Annotated in this window: 6 protein-coding genes; 5 read left to right on the top strand and 1 reads right to left on the bottom strand. The window is 69.4% G+C overall.

Going from position 1 to position 16,935, the window contains the following annotated elements:
- The 5 genes from STRVI_RS24915 (at position 1) to STRVI_RS24895 (ending at position 16,154) form a co-directional block, all read left to right on the top strand.
- Positions 1-4,299 (top strand): SDR family NAD(P)-dependent oxidoreductase, encoded by a 4,299-nt coding sequence (locus STRVI_RS24915; protein ID WP_435532589.1) that lies wholly within the window; start codon positions 1-3, stop codon positions 4,297-4,299.
- 26 nt (positions 4,300-4,325) lie between these two features.
- Positions 4,326-12,782: a type I polyketide synthase gene (locus STRVI_RS24910; RefSeq protein ID WP_014058399.1), complete on the top strand. Its 8,457-nt coding sequence runs from the start codon at positions 4,326-4,328 to the stop codon at positions 12,780-12,782.
- Between the two features lie 97 nt (positions 12,783-12,879).
- The gene (locus tag STRVI_RS24905) at positions 12,880-13,635 is read left to right on the top strand and encodes an arylamine N-acetyltransferase family protein (protein ID WP_014058398.1); all 756 of its coding nucleotides are present in this window, start codon (positions 12,880-12,882) and stop codon (positions 13,633-13,635) included.
- Between the two features lie 66 nt (positions 13,636-13,701).
- Complete coding sequence (locus tag STRVI_RS24900) at positions 13,702-14,928, top strand: LLM class flavin-dependent oxidoreductase (RefSeq protein ID WP_014058397.1); 1,227 nt, start codon at positions 13,702-13,704, stop codon at positions 14,926-14,928.
- 29 nt (positions 14,929-14,957) lie between these two features.
- Positions 14,958-16,154, top strand: coding sequence for a cytochrome P450 (locus STRVI_RS24895; RefSeq protein WP_014058396.1), 1,197 nt, complete (start codon positions 14,958-14,960; stop codon positions 16,152-16,154).
- On the opposite strand, the gene STRVI_RS24890 is transcribed toward STRVI_RS24895, so the two are convergent.
- Positions 16,136-16,828, bottom strand: a complete 693-nt coding sequence (locus STRVI_RS24890) for an alpha-ketoglutarate-dependent dioxygenase AlkB family protein (RefSeq protein WP_014058395.1) — start codon at positions 16,826-16,828, stop codon at positions 16,136-16,138. The genes STRVI_RS24895 and STRVI_RS24890 overlap by 19 nt on opposite strands.
- Positions 16,829-16,935 lie beyond the last annotated feature (107 nt).

The following is a 16,935-nucleotide window of genomic DNA, read 5'->3' as shown; positions in this document are numbered from 1 at the left end:
GTGGATTACGCGTCGCATTCGGCGCAGGTGGAGGCGGTGGAGGAGGAGCTTGCCTGCTCGTTGTCGCAGATCCGACCGGTGTCGTCCCGTATTCCGTTTTTCTCGACCGTGGAGGCGGGGTGGGTGGATACGGTGGAGTTGGATGCCGGGTACTGGTACCGGAATCTGCGGAGCATGGTGCGGTTCGCCCCGTCGATCGATCGGTTGATTGAGGAAGGCTTTGCGGCGTTTGTTGAGGTGAGTGCGCATCCGGTGCTGACGATGAGCATTGAGGCGGCGGCCGAGCAGGCGGACGCCGGACCGGTTGTGGTGACCGGGACCCTCCGCCGGGACGAGGGTGGCATGCGCCGCGTGCTCACCTCCCTGGGCGAGGCGTACGTACGTGGTGTCCCCGTCGACTGGACAGCGCTGCTCGGCGATATCCCGGCGCATGCCGCGTTGGATCTGCCCACCTACGCCTTCCAACACCAGCACTACTGGCTGGGACGGCGAGGCGAAACGGTGGACGCGACCGCGCTGGGACTCGCGCGGGCCGACCACCCGCTGTTGGGCGCCGTCACCGAGCTGCCGGAGTCGGGGGGCCTGCTGTTCACCTCTCGACTGTCGCTGCGTACGCATCCATGGCTGGCGGACCATGCGGCGGCGGGCACCGTGCTGCTGCCCGGGGCGGCGTTCGTGGAGCTGGCGGTGCGCGCCGGTGACGAGGTCGGCTGTGGTGTCGTGGAAGAGCTGGTCGTCGAAGCGCCGCTCACCCTGCCCGAGCGCGACGGTGTGCAGGTGCGGGTGAGCGTCGGCGCACCGGACGATGCCGGCCGTCGCCCGGTGACGGTGCACTCACGTGGCCAGGACGATGCCGCAGACACGCCCTGGACCCGCCACATCAGTGGCACGCTTGCCCAGGACACCCCCGATGAGCTGGACGCGGACCTGACGCAATGGCCCCCCACCGGGGCGATGGCGGTCCCGGAGGAGCGGGTGCGCGGCGTCTATGAGGAGCTGGAGGCCGGCGGTTACGGATACGGCCCGGCCTTCCGTGGTCTGCGGGCCGCGTGGACGCGGGGCGACGAGATCTACGCCGAGGTCACCCTGCCCGAGGAGCTGTCGGCAGACGCCACCGCGTTCGGGCTGCATCCCGCCCTGCTCGACGCGGCCCTGCATGCCACCGCGTTCCGCGACCGTGCCGAGGCCCAGGCAGGGCCCACACTGCCGTTCGCCTATCGCGGAGTCTCCCTATACGCCTCCGGCGCTTCGGCACTGCGCGTACGTATCACGCCCAACGGCAAGGAAGGGGTGGGCCTTCGACTGGCCGATCCGAGCGGGGCTGCGGTCGCGGTGGTCGAGTCGTTGGTGTCACGGCCCATGCCGACGGCACTGCTGGACCCCGCCACACGGAGGTCGACGGACCAGATGTTCCTCGTGGGGTGGGAGGAGCTGCGGGTCGCCGCCGCCGACGCACCACTGGAAACCGTCTCCGTGCACACCGCGCAGGATGTACGGCAGTTGGCCTCGCGAGCCGACGCACCGTCTGCATCTGACGAGACTGAGTCGGCCGAGGCGCCGCCAGTCCTGCTGTACGGGATCGGTCCCGGCGATGCCGTACGTGACGACACCGGCGCGGCCCGCACGCGTGAGCTGACCGGCCAGGTGCTTGACGTGTTGCAGACGTGGCTGACCGAGCCCTCGCTGGAGGACTCTCGCCTGGTGGTGCTGACGCGGGGCGCCGTAGGGGTGCGGGACGCCGATCCGGTGGACCCTGCGGTCGCCGCGGCCTGGGGGCTGGTCGGCACCGCGCAGTCGGAGAACCCCGGGCGGATTCTGCTGCTCGACCTGGACGACGCACCGGCCTCCACGAAGGCCCTGCCCACGCTGCTGCCCGCCCTGCTCACCGGAGACGAACCACAGCTCGCGCTGCGCGGAGGCGTCTGTCATCTGCGCCGCCTGACCCGGGCGACGGCCGACGAGGCACTCGTGGCGCCGGAGGGAGAGCCCGCGTGGCAACTGGGCACCCGCGGTCCGGGAACGCTGGAGGGCCTGGCGCTGCTGCCGTCGCCGCAGGCGCTGACGCCACTTCCCCTGGGCCATGTCCGGATCGAGACACGTGCCGCGGGACTCAACTTCCGCGATGTGCTGATGGCGCTGGGCATGTACCCCGGCGAGATCAGCATCGGCAACGAGGGCGCCGGTGTGGTGACGGAGGTCGGCCCTGGCGTCACCCGCTTCGCTCCGGGTGACTGGGTCATGGGGCTCTTCGAGGGGGCGGGCGGACCCATCGCCGTCGCCGACTGCCTCACCCTCGTCCACATCCCAGAGGGGTGGTCCTTCGAGCAGGCCGCCGCGGTCCCGTGTGTGTTCCTCACCGCCTACTTCGGGCTGCGGGACCTGGCCCGGCTGGAGCCCGGGGAGTCGGTCCTGATCCATGCCGCCGCCGGTGGCGTCGGCATGGCCGCGGTGCAGCTCGCCCGGCACTGGGGCGCTGAGGTCTACGGCACGGCCGGGCCGGCCAAATGGGACGCGGCACACGCCGCCGGTGTCCCGGAGGGACGACTGGCCAACTCCCGGACGCTGGCATTCGAGCAGGCGTTTCTCGAGATGACCGGGGGCCGTGGCTTCGATGTGGTGCTGGACGCCCTCGCCGGCGACTTCGTCGATGCCTCACTCCGACTGCTGCCCAAGGGCGGCCGGTTCATCGAGATGGGCAAGAGCGATATCCGGGACGCCGAAGAGGTGGGCACCCAGCACCCCGGCGTGGCCTATCGGGCGTTCGACCTGGCCGAAGCGGGTGGCGAGCGTATCCAGCGGATGCTGACCGAGCTGGTCGACCTCTTCGAGAAGGGGGTGCTGACCCCGCCGCCGGTGACCGTATGGGACATCCGGCGCGCTCCGGCCGCCTTCCGCTTCATGAGCCAGGCACAGCACATCGGCAAGAACGTGTTCACCCTGCCGCGCCGACTGGATCCGGCGGGCACCGTGCTCATCACGGGTGGCACCGGATCGCTGGGCAAGGTGGCCGCCCGGCGCCTCGTGACCGAGCATGGTGTACGGAATCTGGTGCTGACCAGCCGGAGCGGACCCCAGGCCACCGGCGCGGCCGAGCTGCAGCGGGAACTGACCTCACGCGGCGCACGGGTACGGATCGCCGCCTGCGATGTGGCAGACCGCGACGCCCTGGCCGAGCTGCTGTCGTCGCTGCCGAGCGACGCGCCGCTGACCGCCGTGGTGCACAGCGCCGGCGCGCTGGACGACGGTGTGATCACCGCATTGACCAGGGAGCGACTGGACACGGTCTTCGCCCCGAAGGCGGATGCCGCACACCACCTGCATGAGCTGACCCGGCACCTGGACCTGGCGGCCTTCGTCTTGTTCTCCTCGGCCGCGGGCACGCTGGGCAGCTCGGGGCAGGGCAGCTATGCGGCGGCCAACGCCTTCCTGGATGCGCTGGCACATCGGCGCCGCGCCCAGGGTCTCCCGGCCATCTCCCTGGCCTGGGGGCTGTGGGCACAGGGTGCGGGGGTCGGGCTGACCGGCCACCTCACCGATGCCGACCAGCAGCGGATGGTGCGCGGGGGAGTGGCCGGACTGTCGGAGAGCGAAGGCGGGGAACTGTTCGACATCGCACTGCACATGCCCCAGCCGGTGGTGCTCCCCATGAAACTGGACCCCGGCGCACTGCGGGCCCAGGCCGCCACCGGACCGGTGCCGCCGTTGCTCCGTGGCCTCGTCCGGCAGCATCGCCGCACGGCTCGGACCGCCGCCGACATGGACGCCTTCACCCAGCGCCTGACCAGGGCGGAGCCCGAGGAGCAGGAGCAGATCCTGCTCGGTCTGGTCTGCCGGGAAGCCGCTCGGGTACTGGGCCACGCCTCCGCTCACGCCATCGGGCCGGACCTGGCGTTCAACGAAATCGGCTTCGACTCCCTCACAGCGGTGGAACTGCGCAACCGTCTGGCCAACCACACCGGGATACGTCTCCCGGCCACGCTGGTCTTCGACTATCCGACGCCCACCGCCCTGATGCGCCACCTGCGGATGAAGCTCTGCCCGGACGCTCCACCCGCGCAAACCCACACCGGCAGCGAGGACGACCTGCGCCGCGCGCTGGCCAGTACACCGCTGAGCCGCTTCCAGGAGCTGGGCATCCTGGACACCCTCATGACGCTGGTCCGGGAATCGGAAGCGGAGCAGCCGGCGGACGGGCAGCGGGTGGAAGAGCAATCGGCGGACGGGGAGTCGGCCGCCACGATCGCCGATATGGACGTCGCCAGTCTGGTGCAACGAGCCATGAACAAGGCCGGGAAGTAATGTCGGGTCGGAATGCGGAGGCCGGGATGACCACTCCCGAAGCGCAGGTCGTCGAAGCGCTGCGTGTCACGCTCATGGAGAACGAGCGGCTCGAGCAGGAGAACGCCGACATACGCCGCGGCCTGTCGGAACCGATCGCGATCGTGGGGATGGCGTGCCGGTTGCCGGGTGGGGTGACCACGCCGGAGGAGCTGTGGGACCTGGTGGTGTCCGGCGGTGACGCGATCGGCGGGTTTCCGGAGGACCGTGGGTGGGATCTGGAGAACCTCTTCGATCCCGATCCGGATCACCCGGGTACCAGCTATGTCCGCGAGGGTGGCTTTCTCCATGACGCGGGGGAGTTCGATGCGGGCTTCTTCGGGATCTCGCCGCGCGAAGCGCTGGCGATGGATCCACAGCAGCGCATCATGCTCGAGACCTCCTGGGAGGCATTTGAGCGCGCCGGGATCGACCCGACCGCGCTGCGTGGCAAGGACATCGGTGTCTTCTCCGGGGTGACGTATCACAGCTACGGCTCCGGAGCGCGGGTCCCCGAGGAGCTCGAGGCGGTCATGGGCACGGGCACCTCGGCGAGCGTGCTGTCGGGGCGGGTGTCCTATGCGCTGGGCTTCGAGGGTCCGTCGGTCGCGGTGGACACGGCGTGCTCGTCGTCGCTGGTTGCCTTGCATCTGGCCGTACAGGCGCTGCGGTTGGGCGAGTGCTCGATGGCGCTGGCCGGAGGGGTGACCGTCATGGCCAACCCCGGTATCTTCGTCGGCTTCTCGCGTCAGCGCGGGATGTCCAAGGACGGCCGTTGCAGGGCGTTCGCGGCTGCGGCGGACGGCACCGGCTTCTCCGAGGGCGCGGGCGTGCTGTTGGTGGAGCGGCTGTCGGACGCGGAGCGGTGTGGTCATCGGGTGTTGGCGGTGGTGCGGGGCAGTGCGGTGAATCAGGATGGTGCGTCGAATGGGTTGACGGCGCCGAACGGTCCGTCGCAACAGCGTGTCATCCGGCAGGCATTGACCAGTGCCGGGCTGGTGGCGTCGGATGTGGATGCGGTGGAGGCCCATGGGACGGGCACGGCCCTGGGCGACCCCATCGAAGCGCAGGCGGTGTTGGCCACGTATGGCCAGGATCGGGCTGAGGGGCGTCCGTTGTGGTTGGGGTCGTTGAAGTCGAATATTGGTCATGCGCAGGCGGCTGCGGGTGTGGCTGGTGTGATCAAGATGGTGTTGGCGTTGGGGCGTGGGGTGTTGCCGAGGACGTTGCATGTGGATGAGCCGTCGCCGCAGGTGGATTGGTCGGCGGGTGCGGTGGAGTTGTTGGCTGAGGGGCGGGTGTGGCCGGAGGTGGGGCGTCCGCGTCGGGCTGGGGTGTCGGGGTTCGGGGTGAGTGGGACGAATGCGCATGTGATCTTGGAGCAGGCTCCGGAGGTGGCCATTGAGGTGGCGCCGGTGGTGGGGGCTCCGGGTGGTGTGGTGCCGTTGGTGGTGTCGGGGCGTGGTGGTGCGGGGTTGCGGGGGCAGGCACGACGGTTGCTGGAGTACGTGCAGGCTCATCCGCATGTGAACGTCGGGGAGTTGGGCGCGGGGTTGGCTGTTGGCAGGGCGGCCTTGTCGGACCGTGCGGTGGTGGTGGCTGGGGATCGGGTTGAGGCGTTGGCGGGGCTGGCGGCGGTTGCGGAGGGTGGCGGGGTGGGAAGGGCGGATGTTCTGGGTCGGGTGGTGTTTGTTTTTCCTGGTCAGGGGGCGCAGTGGGTGGGTATGGGTGCGGAGTTGTTGGAGTCGTGTGGGGTGTTTGCGGAGGCTTTGGGGGAGTGTGCGGGGGTGTTGGATCCGTTGACGGGGTGGTCGTTGGTGGATGTGGTGCGGGGTGTGGGGGGTGGGGTGTCGTTGGGGCGGGTGGATGTGGTGCAGCCGGTGTCGTTTGCGGTGATGGTGTCGTTGGCGCGGGTGTGGCGGTCTTTTGGGGTGGAGCCTGCGGCGGTGGTGGGTCATTCGCAGGGGGAGATTGCGGCGGCGTGTGTGGCGGGTGGGTTGTCGTTGGAGGATGCGGCGCGGGTGGTGGTGTTGCGGAGTCGGGCGGTTGCGGCGGGGTTGTCGGGTCGGGGTGGGATGGTGTCGCTGGGTGTGGGGGTGGAGGAGGCTGGGCGGCTGGTTGAGGGCTGGTCGGGTCGGGTGGAGGTGGCGGCGGTGAATGGGCCGTCGTCGGTGGTGGTGGCCGGTGAGGTGGGGGCGCTGCGGGGGCTGGTGGAGGAGTGCGGGGGTGTGGGGGTGCGGGCGCGGTGGGTTGATGTGGATTACGCGTCGCATTCGGCGCAGGTGGAGGCGGTGGAGGAGGAGCTTGCCTGCTCGTTGTCGCAGATCCGACCGGTGTCGTCCCGTATTCCGTTTTTCTCGACGGTGGAGGCGGGGTGGGTGGATACGGTGGAGTTGGATGCCGGGTACTGGTACCGGAATCTGCGGAGCACCGTACGGTTCGCGTCGTCCGTCGAGCGTCTGCTGGAGGAGGACTTCCGGGCGTTTGTTGAGGTGAGTGCGCATCCGGTGCTGACGATGAGCATTGAGGCGTTGGCAGAGCAGGCGGACGCCGGACCGGTTGTGGTGACCGGGACCCTCCGCCGGGACGAGGGTGGCATGCGCCGCGTGCTCACCTCCCTGGGCGAGGCGTACGTACGTGGTGTCCCCATCGACTGGACCACGCTGCTCGGCGATATCCCGGCGCATGCCGCGTTGGATCTGCCCACCTACGCCTTCCAACACCAGCACTACTGGCTTAAGAACGCCGCTCCCGCCGACACGGGATCCATCGACGATCAGCTCCCGGGCTTGGCCGAACTGCCCACCGAAATAGGCACATTGACCGCTCGCCTTCTTGGGGAGTCCGCGCCGGAGCAGGAACGCATCCTGCTGGAGACCGTCCGTCAGGAGACCGCAAGCGTCTTGGGGCACCCCTCGCTGGATGCCATTGAACCGGACATGGTGTTCAACCAGATCGGGTTCGACTCGGCCACCGCCGTGCAGTTGCGAAACCGCCTGAACGCACTCACCGACCGGACTCTGCCGACCACCCTGCTCTTTGACTACCCCACGCCCCTGATTCTGGCCGCCTTTCTCCGTGACGAGCTCATCGGGGACACGACGGCCCCGGAGGAGGTACCGGCTCCGCCACCAGCGCCCGCGGCCGTGTCGACTGAGCCGGTGGCGATCGTGGGCATGGCGTGTCGGCTGCCGGGTGGAGTCTCCACTCCGGAAGAGCTATGGGACCTGGTGCTTCATGGGCGGGACGGGGTCAGCGACTTCCCGGTGAACCGTGGCTGGGATCTGGAGAATCTGTTCCATCCGGACCCCGACCACCCCGGCACCAGCTATGCGCACCAGGGCGGGTTTCTGCACGATGCCGGGGAGTTCGATGCGGGCTTCTTCGGGATCTCGCCACGTGAGGCGCTGGCCGTGGACCCGCAACAGCGCCTGATGCTGGAGACCTCGTGGGAAGCGCTGGAACGGGCCGGGATCGACCCGACCACCCTGCGGGGTAAGGACGTCGGTGTCTTCTCCGGTGTGACGTACCACAACTACGGGTCGGGCGTAGAGCCGGTGCCCGCCGAGTTGGAGGGCATGCTGGGCCTCGGTGCATCGGCGAGCGTGCTCTCAGGGCGGGTGTCCTATGCGCTGGGCTTCGAGGGTCCGTCGGTCGCGGTGGACACGGCGTGCTCCTCGTCCCTGGTGGCGTTGCATCTGGCGGCCCAGGCGTTGCGAGCGGGCGAGTGTTCGATCGCGCTGGCCGGCGGCGTCACGGTGATGCCCACTCCCGGCATCTTCATCGCCTTCTCGCGGCAGCGCGGTATGTCGGTCGATGGCCGGTGCAAGTCCTTCGCCGCTTCGGCCGACGGCACCGGGTGGGCCGAGGGTGTGGGTGTGCTGGCGCTGGAGCGGCTGTCGGACGCGGAGCGGAATGGTCACCAGGTGCTGGCGGTGGTGCGGGGCAGCGCGGTGAACCAGGATGGTGCGTCGAACGGTCTGACGGCGCCGAACGGCCCCTCGCAGCAGCGTGTCATCCGTCAGGCGCTGGCCAGCGCGGGTGTGTCGGCCGTCGAGGTGGATGTGGTCGAGGCGCATGGCACGGGAACGGCGCTGGGTGATCCGATCGAGGCGCAGGCGGTGTTGGCCACGTACGGTCAGGATCGTGATCGGCCTTTGCTGATGGGGTCGTTGAAGTCGAATATCGGTCATGCTCAGGCGGCCGCGGGTGTGGCTGGTGTGATCAAGATGGTGTTGGCGTTGCGGCACGGCATCGCCCCTCGGACATTGCATGTGGATGAGCCGACGCCGCAGGTGGATTGGTCGGCGGGTGCGGTGGAGCTGTTGACCGAGGAGCGGGTGTGGCCGGAGGTGGGGCGTCCGCGCCGGGCCGGGGTGTCGGCGTTCGGGGTCAGCGGCACCAACGCCCACGTCATCCTGGAACAGGCGGCTCCGACGGCGACCGAGCCGACCGATCCGGTGATGTCCTGGCCGAAGGGCGTCCCTGTGCCACTGGTGGTATCCGGCCGAGGTGCCGCGGGGCTTGCCGCCCAGGCCCGACGGCTACGGTCCTTCGTCGCGGCTGAGCCGCAGCTGGACTTGAGTGAACTCGGCTTCGCGTTGGGTTGTGGTCGGGCGGGGTTGTCGGATCGTGCGGTGGTGGTGGCGGGGGATCGGGAGGAGGTGTTGGCGGGGCTGGCAACGGTGTCGCGGGGTGAGTCGGTGGGGGGTGTGGTGTCGGGTTCGGTGGTGCGTGGTCGGTTGGGGGTGTTGTTCGCTGGTCAGGGGTGTCAGCGGGTGGGGATGGGTCGTGGGTTGTATGAGGTGTTCCCGGTGTTCCGGGAGGCTTTTGACGTGGTGTGTGAGGCGTTGGACCGGGAGTTGGGTGCGGGTGGGGTGGTGGGTTCGGTGCGGGAGGTGGTGTTCGGGGATGGGGGGTTGTTGGAGCGGACGGTGTTTGCTCAGGCGGGGTTGTTCGCGGTGGAGACGGCGTTGTTCCGGTTGGTGGAGTCCTGGGGTGTGGTGGTGGATGTGGTGGGTGGGCATTCGGTGGGTGAGGTGACGGCGGCGCATGTGGCGGGTGTGTTGTCGTTGGAGGATGCGGTGGTGTTGGTGGCGGCGCGGGGTCGGTTGATGGAGGCGTTGCCGGAGGGTGGGGTGATGGTGGCGGTGGCCGCGGGTGAGGAGGAGGTGCGGTCGTTGCTGGTATCTGGGGTGGATATCGCTGCGGTGAATGGTCCTGCGGCGGTGGTGCTCTCGGGTGATGAGGAGCCGGTGTTACGGGTGGCGGAGGAGTTGTCGGGGCGGGGGTGTCGGACGAGGCGGTTGGCGGTTTCGCATGCGTTTCATTCTGTGCGGATGGAGCCGATGCTGGAGGAGTTCCGGGAGGCGATTGCCGATGTGTCGTTCGCGGCGCCGGTGATCCCCCTGGTGTCGAACGTGACCGGGGGGTTGGCGGACGCGGCCATGGTGTGTTCGCCGGAGTACTGGGTGGAGCATGTGCGCTCCGCCGTGCGGTTTGCGGATGGTGTGCGGGCGTTTGCGGAGTACGGGGTGGGCACCTACCTCGAGTTGGCGCCGGATGCGGTGTTGTCGGCGATGGTCGGTGACTGTCTTTCGGAGGAGTCGGCCGAAGAGTCCGTGGTGGTGCCGTCCTTGCGGCGGGAGGGCGACGAGGTCCGTGCGCTGTTGTCCGCCGTGGCGCAACTGCACGTGACAGGCGTACGCGTCGACTTCGGCGCCCTGTTCGGTGCCACGGCTCTGCCCTCCCACGTTTCGGATCTGCCGACGTATGCGTTCCAGCGGGAGCATTACTGGTTGGTCGGGGACGGCCGTGGCGTCGGTGACGTGGCGTCTGCCGGGTTGACGGGCGTCGGCCATCCGCTATTGGGCGCGGTGACGGAGGTCCCGGGCTCGGGTGAGGTGTTGTTCACGTCGCGGTTGTCGTTGGGGTCGCATCCGTGGCTGGCTGATCATGTGGCTGCGGGCGCGGTGCTGTTGCCGGGGGCGGCGTTTGTGGAGTTGGTGGTGCGGGCTGGAGATGAGATCGGGTCCGGTGGGCTGGAGGAGTTGGTGATGGAGTCTCCGCTGGTCTTGGCGGAGGACGAAGCGGTGCAGGTGCGGGTGAGTGTGGGGGAGGCCGACGAGGATGGTCGGCGCGGGGTGCGGGTGTATTCGCGGGCGGAGGACGCGGCTGTAGGCGCTGCGTGGGTGCGGCATGCCACCGGGACGATGCGTTCTGCGGAGGGGATCTCCGCACCTGACGTGGGGTTGTCGGTGTGGCCCCCGGCGGGTGCGGTGGCGGTGGATCGGGCGGAGGTGGAGGGCTTGTACGAGGGTTTGGAGCGGGCTGGGTATCGGTATGGGCCGGTGTTTCAGGGGGTGCGGGCGGCGTGGCGGTTGGAGGGTGCGGTGTATGCGGAGGTGGCGCTGCCGGAGGAGCATCGGGTCCAGGCGGCGGGGTTCGGACTCCATCCGGCACTCCTCGACGCTGCCATGCACACCATCGCCTTCCACGACCGTGACGAAGCCGATGCGGAGCTTGTGCTGCCGTTCGCCTATCGAGAGGTGGCGCTGCATGCCTCCGGGGCTTCAGCGCTGCGGGTACGTGTGACACCGTCCGGCCCGAACACCATGACCCTCGATCTGGCCGATGAGTCCGGTGCCCCGGTGGCTTCGGTGGGCTCGGTGGTGTCCCGTCCGGTCAGCCCCGAGCAGTTCGGCACGGCGGCGACGGCGGACCGGATGTTCCGCGCCGCCTGGGAGGAACTGCCGGTTCGGCCGGACGGCACGACCGTGGAACCCGTACCGGTGGGGGACGCCGAGGACGTACACCGCCTGGCCACCACGCCGAAGGCTTCGCTACCCGAGGTGCTGTTGCTGGACCTCGGCGGTGGCGTCGACAGTGGCACCGGCGACGATCCGGCCGAGGTGCGGGAGCTGACCGGGCGGGCGCTGCGGGTCGTACAGGCGTGGCTGGCCGAGCCCTCGTTGGCGTCGAGCCGGCTGGTCGTGGTGACGCGTGGTGCCGTCGCCGTCCGGGAGGCCGAGCCGGTCGATCCGGTGATGGCCGCGGTATGGGGCCTGATGGGGTCCGCACAAGCGGAGAACCCCGGGCGGATCCTCCTCCTCGACATTGAACAAGGGACGATCCCCACCGCGCTCCTGCCCGCGATGCTTGCCGGTGACCAGCGCCAACTGGCCTTACGCGACGCCATCTGCTTCACCCGGCACCTCACCCGTGTCGTGGAGGTGCCCGAGGCCGGGCCGGTCGGTGTGGGTTCTGGCGGGACGGTGTTGGTGACAGGTGGTACGGGCGCGTTGGGTGGGGTGGTGGCGCGGCATCTGGTGGCGGTGCATGGGGTGCGGAGTTTGGTGTTGGCGAGTCGGAGTGGGCCTGGGGCCGCTGGTGCCGCCGAGTTGGAGGCGGAGCTGGTGAAGGCGGGTGCGTGCGTACGTATCGTGGCGTGTGATGTGGCGGATCGGGACGCGGTGGCCGGGCTGCTGGATGTGGTTCCGGGGGATGCTCCGTTGTCGGCGGTGGTGCATACGGCCGGTGTTCTGGACGACGGTGTGCTGACGGCGTTGACGCCGGAGCGTATGGACGCGGTCTTCCGGCCGAAGGTGGACGGGGCGCTCCATCTGCATGAGCTGACCCGGCACCTGGACCTGTCGGCCTTCGTTCTGTTCTCCTCCGCCGCCGGTACCCTGGGCAACGCGGGGCAGGGCAACTACGCCGCCGCCAACGCCTACCTCGACGCGCTCGCCCGTCAGCGCCGGGCGGAGGGACTTCCCGCCGTGTCCCTGGCCTGGGGCATGTGGCAGCAGGCCGCGGGAACGGGCATGACCGGCCGTCTCGGCGATGCCGACCAGCGCCGGATGACACGCGGCGGTGTGGCTCCCTTGTCCCCTGCCGAGGGCATGGAACTCTTCGACGCCGCGCTGCGTACGGCCGAACCCACGGTCCTCCCCATCAAGCTGGACCTCGGCGCGCTCCGGACCCAGGCCGCCGACGGGGCCGTTCAGCCACTGCTGCACAAACTGGTGCCACCGGCCCGGCGAGCCGCTCGGGCCACTACGGACGAGGAACTGGTGACCGGCAGGCTGGCCGGGGCCACCCCCGAGGAGCAGGAGCGGATTCTCCTCGACATGGTCCAGCAGGAGGCCGCCCGGGTCCTGGGCCACTCGGCGGCCGCCACGCTCGACCCCGATGTGCTGTTCACCGAGATCGGCCTGGACTCCCTGATGGCGGTGGAACTCCGCGACCGCCTGGCCAAGCGCACCGCGCTGCGGCTGCCTCCCAGCTTTGTCTTCGACCACCCGACTCTCCGGATGCTGGCCCGGCAACTGCGGGATGAGCTGGAGAAAGCCGATGCGGACGCTTCTCCCGAGGCCACCCCCGCCCCCGAGGCTGCCCGCGCACCCGGAGTCGCCCGGGACCCCGCCCCCGCCCTCGAATCCGCCCCCGCCCCCGCCCGGGAGTGAGTCCGACACACCCCGCCCGGTTCAGCCGAGCCCGCACTGACCGAAGCGGCAAGCAGCGGCAAAAAGCGGCAAGCAGCGGCAAGAAAGGGATCGCAACATGTTCAGCACGGACAGATACCTGGCGCGTCTGGGGTTTCCCCAGCCGCCCGCCCCCACCCTGCCGAACCTGCGGCAGTTGCACCGCAGCCATCTGATGGCGGTCCCCTACGACACCAACCACACGCACCGCCTCAGCGCGGAGAACATGGCCGACATCGATATCGACAAGGCATTCGAGGCCATCGTGCCGACCGGCGCCGGTGGCATGTGCCTGGAGCTGAACACCCTGTTCGCCCGGCTGCTCCGCGAGCTGGGCTATGACCTGGACGTCATCAGCGGTGGCACGTATCTGCCCGGTGACATCTTCGCCCCCGACCCCGAGCACATGCTGATGCTCGTCCGTATCGACGGGCAGGAGTGGCTGGCCGACGTGGGGCATGCCGGTCTCTGCTTCATCGAGCCGCTGCGCCTGTCCGAGGAGGTGCAGTGGCAGTACGGCTGCGCGTTCCGGCTGATCCGGCGGGACGGCTATCTCGTACTGCAGGCCAAGACCCTGGAGCACGACTGGCGCACCACCTACCGCTTCACCACCGAGCCCAGGACGTATGACGCCTGGGCCGGGGTCGGTGACGGCGACGGCCCGGCCATCCTGGCGTCGATGCGCAGGCGCCGACGCGTCATCGACAAGGGGCAGGTCTTTCTCACCAACAACATGTTCACGATCGTGGAGGACGGCCATGAGAAGGTCACCCTCCTCGTCGATCCGGAACAGCGCGCCCAGGTGCTCGACACGTACTGGGACGGTCGCGACTGACCGAGCCGGTGCCGCCATCCCCGTCCCGGCCCGCGGCCGACGACCAGCAGATGAGAGTGATGCGCCATGAAATTCGGTTTGCTGTACGGGGCGCAGCTGCCCCGACCCTGGGCCCAGGACTCCGAACACCGCCTGTTCAACGACATGTTGGACGAGATCGAGCTGGCCGACCGGCTGGGCTTCGACCAGGTGTGGTGTCCTGAGCACCACTTCCTGGAGGAGTACTCGCACATGTCCGCGCCCGAGGTGTTTCTCGGCGCGGTCAGCCAGCGCACCAGCCGCATCCGCATCGGCCACGCGGTCGCTCTGATGCCCCCGGCCTTCAACCCGACGGCCCGGGTCGCCGAGCGGATCGCCACGCTGGACCTGCTCTCCGACGGGCGGGTGGATTTCGGCACGGGCGAGTCCACCACCCCCACCGAGCTGGGCGGGTTCGGTGTGGAGCGCTCCGGCAAACGGGACCAGTGGGCGGAGGCGGTGGACGCCGTGGCCCGCATGTTCGTCGAGGAGCCCTTCGCCGGATGCGAGGGCAAGTACGTTTCCGCTCCGGTCCGCAATGTGCTGCCCAAGTCCCGGCAGAAGCCACATCCGCCGATGTGGATGGCCTGCGGAAACCGGGACGCGATCCGCATCGCGGCCGCCAAGGGGCTCGGCGCGCTGAACTTCTCCTTCTTCGGACCGGCCGAGACCAAGACGTGGGTCGACGCCTACTACTCGGGCATCGAGTCGGCGGACTGCGTACCCGCGGGGTTCGCGGTCAACGCGCAGATCGCCGCGACCATTCCGATGTTCTGCCACCAGGACGAGACCACCGCGGTCGAACGCGCCGTCGACGGCGTCCAGTTCTTCAACTTCGGCCTCGGCTTCTACGCGGGCTTCGGCACCGCCGCACCGGGCCGCACCCGGCTGTGGGAGGAGTTCCAGCGCGACCGTGACAAGCACGGCATGGGCCGCTCCTCCTTCGGCAGGCCCGGCATGCCGCTGGGCAATCCGGCCCGGGGCGCGGTGGGCACTCCGCGCCAGATACGCGACTTCCTGCGGCTGCACGAGGAGGCCGGACTGGACCAGGCGATCTTCCTCGTCCAGGGCGGTGGCACCCGGCACGAGCACATCTGCGAGTCGCTGGAGCTCTTCGCCAACGAGGTGATGCCCGAGTTCAAGGAGCGCGATGAGACCGCCGAACGGCTGAAGGCGGCCCGGCTCCGGCCCGCCATCGATGCCGCCATGGCCCGGCGCGAGCCGCCACGGACGGCCGACCCCGACTACATCATCCCCGCCCGTAGCCAGAGCTGACACCCACAGAAGGAGAACGCGATACCGCCATGGCTGACACCTCCGAAGAAGAACTTCGCATCCTCGACCCGAAGACCGTCGCGGACGAACTGCGCAAGCACGGCCCGCCGCGGCAGATCACGATGCACGGCACCACGGCATGGCTCGTCTCCCGATACGACGAGGTCCGGGACTGTCTCGGACACCCCGGCATGAGCCCGGCCGCCGCCTACGCCGCCTCCCAGGGCCAGACCACTCCGGTAAGCGGGCTGTTCGAGGACACGCTGCCCGGCACCAATCCGCCCCAGCACACCCGGCTGCGCAGGCTGCTGGCCAAGGCGTTCACCACCCGCAGGGTGGAGAGCCTGCGGCCACGGGTGCAGGAGATCACCGACACCCTGCTGGACCGGATCGCCGTCGACGGCCAGGCCGATCTCGTCACCGCGCTGGCCATCCCGCTGCCCATGCAGGTGATCTGTGAACTCCTCGGCGTGCCCATCGCCGACCGCACCGAATTCCACCAGTGGGCCGACCTGATGCTCACGCCCCCACTGGACCCGGACACCGCCGCACGCTCCCAGGACGCCGCCACCAAGCTGTGGACGTATATGGAGGACCTCGCCGAGGCCAGGCGGAAGGCCCCGGAGGACGACCTGATCAGCGATCTGATGTCCGCACACGAGGACGACCGGCTCAGCCACCGCGAAGTGGTCGCCACCGCCCGGATGATGCTGATCGCCGGATACGAGCTGACCGGCAGCTTCATCAGCAACGCGGTCCTCTCCCTGCTGTCCCAGCCGGATCAGCTTGAGCTGCTGCGCAAGGACCCCGAACTGGCCGGGCGCGGCCTGGAGGAACTGCTCCGGCACGCCGGGCCGGGCATCCTCGTCGTGCGCTTCGCCAACGAGGACGTGGAGATCGGCCCCGTACAGATCCGCGCCGGCGACCAGGTGCTTCTGGACATGGACGCGGCACACTCCGACCCGGCACACTTCACCGACGGCGAGCGGCTGGACCTGACGAGGGACTCCGGCATGCATCTCCAGTTCGGCCACGGCATCCACTACTGCATCGGTGCGCCACTGGCCAGGGCGGAGGGGCAGATCGCCCTGGAGAGCCTCGTCCGGCGGTTCCCCGGCCTGCGGCTGAGCGTTCCCGCCTCCGAGATCAGCCACAGCAAGAACCCGTTCATCCGCTCGCTGACCGCGCTCCCCGTCGAGTTCGAGGCTCAGCGGCCCGCGGGCTGATCGCTGGACGACGTCGGATCGGCCAGGCCGGTGACCCGCATGGTGATGTTCAGCCGTCCGGACTTCAGTCCGGTGGCCGGGTCGCCGGTTCCGGGCAGGATCTTGGGCACGGCATGGTAGGCGTAGCGGGAGGGGCCTCCGAAGACGAACAGATCCCCGGAGCCGAGTTCGAGATCGGTGTACGGCTTGGTACGGGTCTCGGTGTTGCCGAAGCGGAAGACGCAGCCGTCGCCGATGGTGAGCGAGACCACCGGGGCGGATGACCTCTCGTCCTTGTCCTGGTGCATGCCGAGTTTCGCCTGGGCGTCGTAGAAGTTGATGAGCGCGGTGTCGGGGGCGTACCCCTCACCGGCCGTCTCGTCGTCGTAGGCGTCGGCCAGGGCACGACGGCCCAACTCGACCATCCAGTGCGGGAATTCGGCGACCCGGGCGCCGTTCACATCGTCGGCGGTGCGGGTGTACGCATAGGGCTGCCAGTGCCAGCCGATGCACACCGTCCGCACCGACATGACGCCCCCGCGCGGCAGCTTCGTGTGCCGGATCGGGACCGGGCCGGTGGCCCAGCCCCGGCAGGCGATGACCAGCTCCCGCTGCTGTTCGAGGGTGAGCCAGCCCGGCACATGGACGGCGCCGGGGGCCACCTCGAGGCGTGGGCGGGGGATCAGGGCGTTCATACGGGGTTCTCCGCGGGCGGGTTGGCGATGTCGGGCCGCGATATGGGGCAGTCGTGTCGGGCGGTGGGTTCGGCCGCGATAGCGGCGGCGGTGTTCCGGTCGCGGCG

The sequence above is a fragment of the Streptomyces violaceusniger Tu 4113 genome, assembly GCF_000147815.2.
GTDB lineage: Bacteria > Actinomycetota > Actinomycetes > Streptomycetales > Streptomycetaceae > Streptomyces > Streptomyces violaceusniger_A.
This window is presented reverse-complemented; position numbering and strand designations above follow the sequence as displayed.